The 12,570-nt window shown below is 57.9% G+C and carries 12 protein-coding genes; 9 read left to right on the plus strand and 3 right to left on the minus strand.

Going from position 1 to position 12,570, the window contains the following annotated elements:
- Positions 1–10: 10 nt before the first annotated feature.
- Positions 11–1,906, plus strand: a complete 1,896-nt coding sequence (locus D0550_RS17540; protein ID WP_116810492.1) for an HAD-IIIC family phosphatase — start codon at positions 11–13, stop codon at positions 1,904–1,906.
- Positions 1,907–1,930: 24 nt separating this feature from the next.
- Here the strand turns inward: D0550_RS17540 and D0550_RS17545 are convergent, their stop codons facing one another.
- Positions 1,931–3,100, minus strand: coding sequence for a glycosyltransferase (locus D0550_RS17545; protein WP_116810493.1), 1,170 nt, complete (start codon positions 3,098–3,100; stop codon positions 1,931–1,933).
- Positions 3,093–3,362: an acyl carrier protein gene (locus D0550_RS17550; protein WP_161965889.1), complete on the minus strand. Its 270-nt coding sequence runs from the start codon at positions 3,360–3,362 to the stop codon at positions 3,093–3,095. Before D0550_RS17550 ends, D0550_RS17545 begins: the two co-directional genes overlap by 8 nt.
- A 191-nt stretch (positions 3,363–3,553) precedes the next feature.
- Here D0550_RS17550 and D0550_RS17555 point away from each other — a divergent pair, with 191 nt between their 5' ends.
- The 8 genes from D0550_RS17555 (at position 3,554) to D0550_RS17590 (ending at position 12,397) form a co-directional block, all read left to right on the plus strand.
- Positions 3,554–5,122 carry a carbamoyltransferase C-terminal domain-containing protein gene (locus D0550_RS17555; RefSeq protein ID WP_116810502.1) on the plus strand — a complete coding sequence of 523 codons (1,569 nt, stop codon included), beginning with the start codon at positions 3,554–3,556 and terminating at the stop codon, positions 5,120–5,122.
- A gap of 10 nt (positions 5,123–5,132) precedes the next feature.
- Positions 5,133–5,930 carry a glycosyltransferase family 2 protein gene (locus D0550_RS17560; protein ID WP_161965890.1) on the plus strand — a complete coding sequence of 266 codons (798 nt, stop codon included), beginning with the start codon at positions 5,133–5,135 and terminating at the stop codon, positions 5,928–5,930.
- A 205-nt stretch (positions 5,931–6,135) separates the two neighbouring features.
- Positions 6,136–7,095: a ParB/RepB/Spo0J family partition protein gene (locus D0550_RS17565; protein ID WP_275129251.1), complete on the plus strand. Its 960-nt coding sequence runs from the start codon at positions 6,136–6,138 to the stop codon at positions 7,093–7,095.
- 237 nt (positions 7,096–7,332) lie between these two features.
- A complete protein-coding gene (locus tag D0550_RS17570; protein ID WP_116810497.1) occupies positions 7,333–8,625 on the plus strand; it encodes a TrpB-like pyridoxal phosphate-dependent enzyme in 1,293 nt (430 codons plus the stop codon).
- Positions 8,600–9,628 (plus strand): beta-ribofuranosylaminobenzene 5'-phosphate synthase family protein, encoded by a 1,029-nt coding sequence (locus D0550_RS17575; RefSeq protein WP_116810498.1) that lies wholly within the window; start codon positions 8,600–8,602, stop codon positions 9,626–9,628. The genes D0550_RS17570 and D0550_RS17575 overlap by 26 nt, the downstream gene beginning before the upstream one ends.
- An 18-nt stretch (positions 9,629–9,646) precedes the next feature.
- Positions 9,647–10,282, plus strand: a complete 636-nt coding sequence (nadD, locus tag D0550_RS17580) for a nicotinate-nucleotide adenylyltransferase (protein WP_116810499.1) — start codon at positions 9,647–9,649, stop codon at positions 10,280–10,282.
- Positions 10,283–10,356: 74 nt separating this feature from the next.
- Positions 10,357–11,691 (plus strand): coproporphyrinogen-III oxidase family protein, encoded by a 1,335-nt coding sequence (locus D0550_RS17585; protein ID WP_116810500.1) that lies wholly within the window; start codon positions 10,357–10,359, stop codon positions 11,689–11,691.
- Positions 11,675–12,397: an HAD family hydrolase gene (locus tag D0550_RS17590; RefSeq protein WP_161965892.1), complete on the plus strand. Its 723-nt coding sequence runs from the start codon at positions 11,675–11,677 to the stop codon at positions 12,395–12,397. Before D0550_RS17585 ends, D0550_RS17590 begins: the two co-directional genes overlap by 17 nt.
- Positions 12,398–12,423: 26 nt before the next feature.
- Here the strand turns inward: D0550_RS17590 and D0550_RS36880 are convergent, their stop codons facing one another.
- On the minus strand, positions 12,424–12,558 hold the full coding sequence (locus D0550_RS36880) for a hypothetical protein (protein ID WP_206606367.1): 135 nt from the start codon (positions 12,556–12,558) through the stop codon (positions 12,424–12,426).
- Positions 12,559–12,570 lie beyond the last annotated feature (12 nt).

Here is a 12,570-nt window from a genome sequence, read left to right on the forward strand (position 1 = left end):
CTTCACCCGCATGGAAGACATTGTTGTCGCTCATCTGCAGAACCAAACGGTCTCCCCACAAGGCCTGCTGGGCAGAGATCCACTGACGCTCTCTGCGGGCGACGTGCGCAGGTTCGCCAGAGAACTCACGCAGGCCTCAGGAGAACCGCACGTCCGCATTGCCTTCGGCGGCAACGTCACATTTGATCCTCTGCCGGAATATGTTCTCGTGCACCTGGCGTGTGCTGGCCTCGTGCCGGTATTTCATGCCATCGAGTTCGGCCAGGTCACCCAGACCTTGCTGGACCCACACTCGCAGCTGCATTGCTTCAAGCCCGACCTGATATTTCTGCACTGGGAGCTCGAACACGGTATCGCGGGACATGAGCAGCGGCGTGCGTTCGTCGACAGTGTATGCGCGACCGTCGCTACCGCGCTCGCGTCCACCGACGCGACAATTCTGCTGAGCAATTTCTTCGATCATGGCGACGATGGCGCCGGACTTGCCGACTGGCGGGGTGAGCCCGACCCGCAGGAACTGTTCGCCGAGTTGAATCGGAACATCGCAAAACAGTTCCGTTTCGAGCCGCGCGTGCAGTTAGTCGATATCGCGAGATTGACCGCGCAGTTCGGCAGAAGCCGCGCACGAGATCTGCGCCTTTATCTGCTAGCAAGAATTCCGTGGCACGAGTCGTTCATGCCGCTGCTGGCGGATGAACTTACGCGTCACATCAAAGTCGCTCTGGGCCGCGTTCGTAAATGTCTGGTCGTCGATCTGGACAATACGCTTTGGGCTGGCGTGCTGGGAGAAGATGGACCACGAGGCGTGCGCGTCGGCAAGGGAGACGCGACCAGCGAGGCCCACTATCGTCTTCAACAAAAGCTACTTGTCATCAAACAGCGGGGAATACTCCTCGCCGCTTGCAGCAAGAACAACCCGGAGGACGTGGCAGAGCTGTTCCGCATCCGCACGGACATGCCGCTGCGAGCGGAGGATTTCGTCTGCATGCGCATAGGATGGGACAGCAAGGACCAGGGGCTGCAGCACATTGCAGCCGAGTTGAATATCGGCACGGACAGCCTGGTGTTTCTCGATGACAACCCGGCTGAGATCGAGTTGATCCGGCGGGCACTGCCGGAAGTCGAGTGCGTGCTGCTACCGCAGGACTCGGCGTTGAGTGTGAGCTGCTTGGATCGTATTCACAGCCTCGATCGAGCCCTCATCACTCATGAGGACTGGGACAAGTCTGCTCACTATCGGCAAGGCTCCGCGCGAGAGGCAGCGCGGCGTCAGTTCGTCGAGCTGCCCGAATATCTGCGCAGTCTCGAAACCACGATCGAGCTGCAGCCCTTGAGCCGCGACCTCGTCGCCCGAGCACATCAGCTGTTCATGAAGACCAATCAGTTCAACGCCACCGGTCGCCGGTATGGCCTCGGAGAACTGCAACGCTGTGTGGACGATGCCTCCCGCATTGCCGTGATGGTGCATGCCAAGGATCGCTTCGGGGATTTGGGCTGGATCGCCGCAGCCATCCTGAGCCGCTCTCAGGAGCCGTGCGCTCACCTCGATAACCTGGTGATAAGCTGTCGCGCACTCGGGCGAGGGCTCGAAGTCGCGCTACTCAACAGTCTGAAGCTGATCTGTTTCGAGCTCTACCCGCTCGAATACCTGACCGCCGAATATCGGCCCAGCAAGAAGAACTCACCAGTGAGCGAAGTTTTCCCCCGCGCCGGGTTTGTTTTGATCACGCCTGGCGATGCCGACATTCGCCGCTACCAATTGTCACGAGATCGTTCGTTATACGCACCTTGCGATTGGATACGGGTTCGCGCTCGCAATCTTCGAGCTCTGCAAGGCACGGCCTACTCGCCATCGCAATGGGAAGACGGTCCGCTGAGCTTCTCATCGAATCTCGGCCTGGAATGATGGCGCTGCTCGACACGAATTCCCTCAGCGAGCCATCGCTCGAGTCAGAACGTCAGTGGCTGTAGCGGCGCCATCGCGCTCCAACTTCATGAGGCTATTCAGTCGGGCAAGCGCATGCTCCTTCTCGGAGATGACACGCATGAGCGCATCCGTCAAGGCGTGCCGCGAGTAGCTCGCCATGGGAATGCTTGGCGTCCCGATCGACTCTTGCATTTGCCTCGCGTTGTGAGGTTGATCATACGCGGAGGGCACGCAGACCATTGGCTTTCCATGTGAGCAGGCAGCGATGAGCGTCCCCATCCCTGCATGGTGCACGATGATGCCCGAACGAGGGAATGCGACATCGTGGTCGACGTAGGCGCGCACCAGCACGTCAGGAGATGAATGAGCAGACCGAGCTACGAACGCACTCAGATACAGACACTTCAGCCCAAGCGATCTGCACGCGGCAATGGATTCATCGAACAAATAGCTGGCGTCGAGCTCGTCGGCGTAGGAGCCGAACGAGATCGTGACGGTGCGTGCGTCGAGGAACTCGTTCAATTCTTCGTCCTGGCCGATCGACGCGCGCTGCTGCAGGCGCGGATATCCGCATACGATCAACCGTTCCACTCCGGGGATCACGCCCTTGTGCATGAACGCGGGAAACAAACCCAGCAAAGCAGCCGGCGTCGTAAACGCCTCCGCGTAGGGCAATAACGCACGGGGTAGTCCAACCCGCCGACGCAGCGCCGCCAGCGACGCATGCCAATGCGCCGGAATCTTCAGCCTGCGCTTGTCCTCGGCTCCGCTGTCGCTCCCTCGCAGCAGATAGGCGGGACTGAAGGCACATGCGAAGTATGGAATGCCGAGCTTCTGCGCCACCAGATGTGATGGCAACACCCAGTACGGCGCGACGATGGCATCCGCATCCGCCCCGAACTCGAGTAGCACATCGAAGTGATGGTCGAGCTGGTCGAGCGCCTGCTCGATAAAGGGAATGGCAACGTCCGCGCCTGGACGCGAAAAGGTCATCGCATCCCTGGCCGCCCCGAGCTGAGCGAACTGCAAGTCATATGATGCGATTGTTTTCCCGAAACTGCGGTTCGCCGCGAATGTCACCTCGAAGCCGCGGTTTCGGCACGCCTTCGCGACTGCAATGAGCGGCAACACGTCACCCAGCGATCCCAGGGTGGCGATCAGGATCCTAGGCACGGCTGGCGTTGCGCTCCAGCGCTTGCCGCAGGATTTGCGCGTACTCCCCTATCGTCGTGGCACCGAGGAATTCAACGACGTCCTCCTCGTCGAACTCGATGGCGAACTCGACCTCGATCGCACGCAGCACCAGCGACAGCGCAATTGAGTCGAGGCCGATGTCATCGAGGGCAGTGGCGTGCGACAGCGATTGCGCGTCGATCACGCACACCCTGCAGATCTGTTCGATGAGCTTGTGAGAGATTGCTGTGCTGGAGTCCATTCCTGTCATTCCATGCGCGAGCCGAGCGCGTGACGGGGCGCCGGTGGAGCGCAGAGTACACGAGCGAGGGGCGGATCGACACCAGCCTGCCTGCTCACCTCCCGCACGTGACAGTTGACGAGATGCAAGGAAATACGATTTCCTTGGGTGCCGCCAGCATGATGGCTGGCCCGAGGCAAGCAGGGACGCTCATGAAAATACTCGCCTATAACGCGGGACACGACGGCAGCGCCGTCCTGCTCCAGGATGAGACGCTACGTTTTTGCCTGGAAGCGGAAAAGGACAGCGGCTCCAGGCATGCGCTGATCTCTCCCAATCTGTTCATCCGATCGCTGGAGCTTGCGGGCTTGCCGGATGCGATAGCGATCTCCGGATGGCACAGCAGATCCAATGACCTGATTGCCAGGTCCGATGCCAGCTACATGGGCACCGGTTCGGAGTCGCTGGTGCAGGCGATGACCACGCTCATGGGCAAGTCGATTGCCGTGTTTCACTCGTCGCATGAACGCTCGCACATCATGTGCAGCTACGGCCTTGCGCCGTTCCCGCAGGGGCAGCCGTGCTACGTGCTCGTGTGGGAAGGGAAGATCGGGGCGTTCTACTACGTGGATGAGCAGGTGAGGATCCATCCTGTCGGCGAGGTACTTGCCGAGCCGGGCAGCAAGTATGCGTTCCTTTACGGCCTGGCCGATCCCACCGTGCCGATGTTTCCTACGTCGGTGCGCATGGAGGATGCGGGCAAGCTCATGGCTCTCGCCGCCCATGGAGCCGAACGCGTACCGTCGAATGCTGAAAGCGAACTCATCCAGGCCGTCATGTCCATGCCAAGCGTCTACGGCGGCTCGCACTTCAAGGCGCACAAGGCGAAATTCAAGAGCAGCCCTTTTTGCAACGTCGGCTTGCGCTCGCAGGAGTTCAAGGACGTCGCATGGCAATTCTCCGCGGCGTTGTTCGACCGCTTTCTGAGCTTCGCGCGCACCCATCTGCAGCGCAAGCTGCCGTTGCTGATTGCGGGGGGATGCGGCCTCAACTGCGACTGGAACTCCAAGTGGCTGGATTGCGGCTTGTTCGAGGATGTCTTCGTGCCGCCGTGTACGAACGATTCCGGCGTGGCTCTGGGTGCCGCGATCGATGCGGCCCACGCACACATCGGACGTGCCAAGGTGGACTGGAATGTCTATGCCGGAGAGGAGTTCGTGGACGATCTGGGTGCGAAGCTCGATGTGTCCTCGGTTCCCTTGAATCTCGATGACGTCTGTCGGCAGCTGCGGGATGGGGCGGTCATCGCCTGGGTACAGGGTCGTTATGAGATGGGCCCTCGGGCTCTCGGGAATCGCTCGCTGCTCGCCGCACCGTTCAGTGCCGAGACGCGGGATCGACTCAATCATATCAAGCAGCGAGAGGAGTTTCGGCCGATTGCCCCGATCTGCCTGCAAGAGGACTTCCAGAAACATTTCCAGAGCAGCCGGGCTGCATCGCCCCACATGCTGTATTTTCAAAGAGTCATGTCCAGCTCACTCGCGGCGATCACGCACGTGGACGGCTCCGCCCGTGCGCAGACCGTAACCTCAGAGGACAACCCGCGGATGCATGATCTGCTGCTTCGATTCCGGCAGCTGACCGGCTACGGCGTGCTTTGCAATACCTCGCTCAACTTCAAAGGCGCAGGCTTCATCAATCGGATGAGCGACCTGATCGCCTACGCGCGTGAGCGCGAGTTGGATGGATTCGTCGTCGGCGAGCGCTTCTACATGTTGTAAGGAATCGCGGGTGAACAGCCAGCTGATGGATTTGACCGCTGCGCCTTTGATCTCATGCTTGTGTGTGTCCAGAGACCGGCCGAACCTGCTGCGAAGGGCCATCGAATGCTTTCTCGCGCAGTCGTATCCGAACAAGGAGCTGGTCATCGTACATCCCCCGCGAGATCGAGCGACGGCTGAGTGTGTAAGGGCGTTCGCGAGCGATCAGCTGCGGCCGGTTGCGATCGAGATGCCGGGAGCCGCGCTGGGTGATCTGAGAAACGTGTCGATGGAGCGGGCGTCCGGTGAGTTCCTGTGCGTCTGGGATGACGACGATTGGCACGGCCCGGAACGACTGGCGCTCCAGTACGGTGCCATCTGCGCATCGAAGAAATGCGCAGCCATCCTCGCCCGCTTGATCATCTACGACCTCAACAGTGCCCAGGCCTACCTCGGCTACGAGCGACTGTGGGAGAACAGCGCGATGTTTTCGAGGCCCAGGATCCAGCAGCTCGGCATTCGCTATCCGTCGATGAACCGCTTCGAGGACTACGATTTCGTCAATCAGCTCATCAAACACAATCTCGTATATCCGGTGTATGAGCCCACGGCGTACGTTTATCTCTGCAACGGCGTCAACACGTCTGGAGGTGAACACCTGGCAACGTTGATCCGCCGCTCGAGCCAGCTTTCACCCGAGCATAGCGAAGCTGTCCGCTGCGCCGTGGAGTTCGTCGAGCCGCCCCGGCGGGCCCACGAACGGATGCAGTCGGAACATTTCAAGTCGTCGCTGTGCTACGTCCGCTCCAGCGCCGTGCCGAGGATCTAGTGCACCCGGAGTTGAAACGCTCCTTGCTTCAAGACGTTGCGACCTTTCGTCATGTAAGGACACAACGCCCGCATCGATTCAGCCGAGATGATATATCGGTCGATATCGGTATTGGATTTGCTCTTTCGTTGCGGTAAATGGAGGGACCCTGAATCTGGATACACGGAAGGACAAGATGGAACTTGTTAGTCCAGTTCGATGCAAGATGTGGAGAATGCATGATCGCAACGGCGAGGAGGTCACGATCGAGTCCTGCTCCTCCCTGATCGAAAGCATCAAGAGGCACGGTCAGAAGCACCCCGTGCTGGGGCGCCGGGTCCAAGGCCGCGATGGCTACGAGATCGAGCTCGTGTACGGTGCCCGCCGATTGTTCGTCGCTCAGCAGTTGGGGCGCGACTTGCTGATCGAGCTGACGGAGCTCGATGATCGGGCGGCCTTGATCGCAATGGACATCGAGAATCGGGTGCGCGAGGACATCAGCCCGTACGAGCGGGGGCGAAGTTATAAGCGTTGGCTCACCGCGGGTTACTTCAAGAGTCAGGTTGAAATCGCCAAGGAGTTGCGCATCTCGGAAGCGCAAGTATCGCGACTGCTGAGTTACGCCGAGCTGCCTGCCGTGGTCGTTAGCGCCTTCGCGTCGCCGAAAGATATCAGGGAGGAGTGGGCAGTAACCCTGGCGCGACGCTGTCGAGAGCCGGAATGCCGCGACCGCATGCTGCCTCGGGCGCGAAATCTCGCGAAGAAGCGCACCCAGCGGGCCAGCGCGCAATCGATATTCGATGAACTCGTACACGTCGACGCTGATACGAAGCCGATCGCGGCACGCGCACGTCACGAGGTGATTCGAGGCGCCGACGGGAAACCCCTGTTTCGAATTGCTTTCCGGGCGCGGGACGTGCACGTGATCATCGGTCGCAATCGAGTCGTGCCGGAGGTCTGCGAAACGCTGGTCCGCGAGATCAGGGCGGTGCTGGAGAATGGTGTGTCGGAAGTGACGGCCGCTCTCCAGAGCGCGTTCAAGTCGCCTTCAAGACGCGGTCAAGCGGTATCCGAAGCGTCCGAGTCGCAGGAGCGATTCTCCGATGATGCCGACGATCATGCCGCCAATGACCGCGTGAAGCAGAAGTCCCGGGCTGAGGTTCGTCTCGGAAGCCGTCTGGTTTGAGTCCGGGCCACCTCGAGTGCTGATCGAGCCGTCATGGAACAAACACCAGTCAGGCACGGGGCGAAGAACGAACGGCTGCTGCGGTGATCCCTGCAATCAGCCAATCGCAACCGCCTGCGATTCCAGAGCAAGTTATAAATGTTTGCAAACTGTCTTCACGTTTCTCAGCCATGATTGACTGCATGTGATATCTGGGTATTCTTCGATTCACCAGGACGATCTAATAATGGAATATCAATGAACACGGAACAGTCGCTATCTTCATTGCTTCCGAAGAGTTGGTACAACCTCGTTCCAGAACTCGATTTCAAAATTCCCAAGCCACTGCATCCAGTCGAGGAGCGGCTTGCAAGCGTCGAAGATTTCAATTGGCTGTGGTCGTCGGAAGCGCTGCGAATCGAATTTCTCCAGGGAGAATATGCATCCAATCCTTGGATCGATATACCGCAGCCGGTGCTTGAAGCATATTCGCAGTATCGACCGACGCAGCTGTATCGCGCGCGCGGGCTCGAGAAGCATATCGGCACCAGAGCCGAGATCTACTTGAAGCGCGAAGATCAGAATCCAGCAGGTAGTCATAAGCTGAATACGGCTCTGCCGCAGGCTTTCTATGCAAAGAGCGACAAGGGAGTGACCACTCTGGTCACCGATACGGGCGCAGGTCAGTGGGGATCCGCACTGTCAATGGCTTCCAGCAGGTTTGGATTGGCGACTAAAGTCTTCATGACCCGGAAGAGTTATGACGACAAGCCGTATCGGCGGTTCATGATGCGCATGACAGGCGCAGAAGTTTATCCGTCGCCGAGCAGTATCACGCGGCTTGGTCGCCAGTTGCTCGAGCAAGATCCAGATCAGCCCGGCAGCTTGGGCATCGGAATGAGCGAGGCCATCGAGCTGGTGCGCTCTTCTCAAGATCACCGACTTGCTCTCGGATGCATGTCCTATTACGCGGTGTTGCATCAGACGGTAATTGGTATCGAGACGAAGATGCAGCTCGAAGCGCTTTCACGCCGTCCGACCTATCTACTCGGATGTGTCGGCGGCGGGAGCAACTTCGCCGGGTTCATCGGCCCGTTCGTCAAAGACAAGGTAGGCGGGTCGAACATGACGTTTGTGGCGTGCGAGCCGGAAAACATCGCGACCTTGACGAGCGGCGACTATCGTTATGACTGGGCCGACTACGGCAAACATACGCCCCGTATCTCAATGTATACGCTAGGGCATGATTTCCAGCCTCCAAAAATCCACTCCGGGGGACTGCGCTATCATGGCAAAACGCCGGTATTGTCGGCGTTGGTCAAGAACAAGATCGTTGCAACCAAGACAGTTTCGCAACCAAGCGTGTTCGAAGCCGGTCAGATCCTGCTCAAGACAGAAGGCATTCTGCCGGCACCTGAGAGCAGCCATGCGATCAAAGCCGCACTAGACATCGCTTCAAACGCGAACGCGCAAGATGTGATCGTAGTGTGCCTCTCCGGTCACGGCTACTTGGACCTGAAGGGTTATGCGGACGAACTGTCGCTCGAGTAGCGTTATAGAAATCAGTACGCCCGCGAGGATTCATATCGATCTGGTCGATATGTCCGGTCGATTGAGCCGTATCAATGGCAGTGTCGGTTTCGCGATTGAATATCCGCGCTGTCATCTGCGAATCGCCGCGGCGTCTGAACTGAAGATCGTCGGAGTCGAGCCGGATGAGCACTCCTACATCCGGCGCGAACTCGAGTATGCAGCCAGCAGGCTGGAGCTGCAGGATACGAAGTTTCAGCTCGAAGTGTTGAGCTCGATCCCTCGGCACGCCGGTCTAGGGTCAGGCACTCAGTGGCAGCTTGCCTTGTTGGCGATACTGGGCCGTCTTTGCGACAAAAGGGTGTCCGTGGAAGAGACTGCACGCTACTCGACTAGAGGGCGAACGTCGGGAATCGGGGTCCACTCGTTTCACAGCGGCGGATTCATTGTTGATGGCGGTCGTCGCATCGAATCGTCGCAGCCCGCATTCAAGCCCAGCAGCTTTGCCGATCCGGGAGATCTTCCACCACTGCTCTTTCGTTGCGCGTTTCCAAGCAACTGGGGGGTTGTGGTGTTCATTCCCGAGGGTTTCAGAGGTCTTTCAGGCGAGGAAGAGCGCTCATTCATGCAAAGCAATACGCCGATCGCCAGCGAAGAAGTAGCACAGGTTTGTCATTCGCTATTGATGGAAACCATGCCGGCAATCGTGGAAACGGATCTCGACGGTTTTTGCAACAGCATTACACGCTTGCAGAATGTCGGTTGGAAGGCAAGACATTGGGCCAGGAGCGATCTGGCCGGGTTGAAGCAAGTTGCCGAATGCCTGACGCGGCTCGGCATCCGAGGCGTGGGATTATCCTCGACCGGGCCGACATTGTTTGGGTTCTATTGCAAGACGAAGTTCCCGAATCGGGAAGAGGTGCGATCCAAACTGATCGAGGGTCTGAGCTCGGCGGCACGGGGCGATTTGCATGTCACAGATGGAGCAAATCGCGGAGCAAACCTGATAGCGCTCGCTTGTTGACACGGAGTCGCATTAGCCATGGAGGCCATTGGACTATTCGGAGGGACCTTTGATCCGATCCATTGCGGACATCTACGGACCGCGCTTGAAGTCGCGAAAGTTGTCGGTCTGAGCGAAGTTCGATTCCTGCCGTGGCCGACGCACGCTTTGCGAACCACGCCATCTGTCGGCGGGGCGCTACGGGTGGACATGGTGAGAGCGGCTGTCTCCTGTCATCAGATCTTCAAAACCGACGATCGCGCTTTCTCAAGAGAACCCCCAGTCTATACATACGATGTCCTCTCTGAGATTCGCAATGAGCATCCTTTGCTTTCTCTATGCTTTCTATCGGGTATGGACTCGTTCGCAAGAATGGATAAATGGCATCGTTGGCGGGAGATCTTGGACCTCGTGCACATAGTTGTTGCGCGGCGGCCCGGCAGCGATCTGCCTCGATCCGGAGCGGTTTACGACTTGGTGCAAGAACGTGGTGTCGAGACGCCTGCCGCTTTACGAACCGCGAAGTCCGGGCATATCTTCGTCGCACCGGTGACGCCATTGCAAATTTCAGCGACCGCGCTCCGGCAATCGATAAAGGCAGGCGTCGATCCCCGATTTCTCGTGCCCGAGCCTGTACGCCAGATCATTCTTGAGCAGTCTTGCTACGGTGGATGAAGCACTGCTCGCGCACTGTACTGACGCGGTAATCCGCTGGGTGTCCGTATACAAGGGACGTATCGGAGGGAATCGTGCTGAACCTCGACACTGTTGAACGTGACTATGTGCGTTGGTATCCGACCGCTCTCGGAGCGTTCGCGGAAGGGGAGGTAGAGCGAGCGCCGTCTACACGGCCCTTCTCCACGGGGCTATATGTGCATATCCCGTATTGCGACAAAAAATGTTCCTTTTGCAACTACAACGTGCAAATAAAGAACAGAAATGACGATTCAACACGAGACCTGGTCCGCACCTACATTCGTGCGATCAAGGATCACGCCCTGCGCTGTAAGGAGCTGAGATGGCACGAGAACGTGCGCGTCGACAGCCTATATCTCGGAGGTGGGACGCCTTCCTTTCTCAAGGCGGAAGAACTGTTCGATCTCCTTACGTTCTTTCGCGCGGAGTTCGACTTCGACGATAATGCCGAAGTGTCGGTGGAGGGAAACCCGATATCGCTGGATTCGGAAAAGATAGACGCCCTCGCGAAGGCTGGGACGAGCAGGCTGAGTATTGGAGTGCAATCCTTCGAGCCGAGATTGCTCGAGATTCTCGGCCGAGGTGTTACTCAGGAGGAGAATATCGAGGCGATCAGAATGGCGAGAGCCTCGCACATTCCGATCTTGAACATCGATCTGATCTACCGGAATCCGTCGCAGAGTACCGAAGAGCTTCTCGAGTCGATCCGCATTGCTCGCGAACTCGGTGTCAACCAGGTGTCTTTATACCCTCTTTGGGTTCGGCCGAAGACCGAATTTCACAACGCGTTTGTCAAGCAGAAACTCAGCCTGCCGACCGAACAAGATGAGTTCGAGCAGCTCGTTGCTGCTCGAGCCGAATTCAAGCGGCTTGGCTACGAGCAGTACAACGTTTTCGACTTTGTCGACGACCGTGCCAACATTTGCGTGAACACATTCCTGCAATGGCAGGATGGAGAGTGGATCGGAATCGGCCCGGGCGCTACTTCCTACTTTAGAGGCTCATTCTTCATCCACACTTACGACACTGCCGACTACATAAGGAAGATCCAACGTGGAGAAGACTCGGTCAATGCCGGTCTGACATTATCCCGGCAGGAGCGTATGGAGCGCACGATGGTGTTCGGTCTGAGAATGTTCCCTTTCTTGAAGGAAAGATTCTTCGGGCAGTATGGCGAAAGGGTTGAATCGGTCTTTGGCGATAAGCTGCGATGGCTCGAGGATCAGGAGTTGCTACAGCAGGACGCACGCGAGATTCGATTGACTGCGCGAGGAATATTCCATATCAACGGAATCAGTAAGTTATTCTATTCGCCGAACAGAAAAGGATCTTTGCAGACATTGGGCCGGAAAAAAGACGGTACGCTCATACTTGAAAGGGACTTTTGAGGTGCGCACCTCTCGATTCAGGATCTTGATCTTCGACTTCGACTACACTTTGTTCGACACGTCAGCCGGCGTCGTAGAATGTATGCAGCGCGCCTTTGCTGCGCTTGGTCAGGAGATTCCGCAGGAAGCCCCGATACGAACGACCATCGGGCTTCCTCTTTCACACGCCATCTCCTCGTTGAATACCGCCTTGTCAAAGGCCGAAGTCGACGAAATAGCGCGGCACTTCCTTCGGTTCGCCGACGTATACATGGTCGAGAGGACGGTACCGATTCCTCCTGTGCCTGGCCTTCTTCTGGAATTGGCGAGTGAAGGCTTCAGTCTGGCCCTGTTGACTGGAAAATATAGAGCCAGAGTCGTTCGCACATTGGAGAGCCACGGACTGTTGGAATGCTTTGATTCGATCCTCTGCGGTGACGAGGTCCGTGGCAAGCCGGATCCTGAAGGTATAACGAAGATCTGCGAAAAGTGGCGCAACCGCTCTCGTGACGAGTTCGTCCTTATTGGTGACCATTACTTGGACATCTTGACCGCGAAGAACGGTCGTATCGACTGTATTGCCGTCAGTTCAGGCCAAACCTCGCCGCAAGTATTGGCGAGCTACGAGCCACTCGCCGTCATCCGTGACTTGAGCGGTTTGCGAGCAGTACTTTCGGGTTCAGTTCCCGCGCGTGGAGCTCCAGTCCAGAGCTCGCCGCTCAACTGAATCGAGCGCTGCGCGGCGTAGCTCACTCATGAATCGATTCTCAGGCTGATATCGCATGCAGTCACGGAATGTGTGAGAGCGCCCATCGAAATGCGATGTACCCCTGTGCTGGCAAACGCGAGAACATTCTCGGCTGTGATATTGCCCTGTCTCTTATACACATCTGACGCTGC

The organism is Steroidobacter cummioxidans (assembly GCF_003104955.1).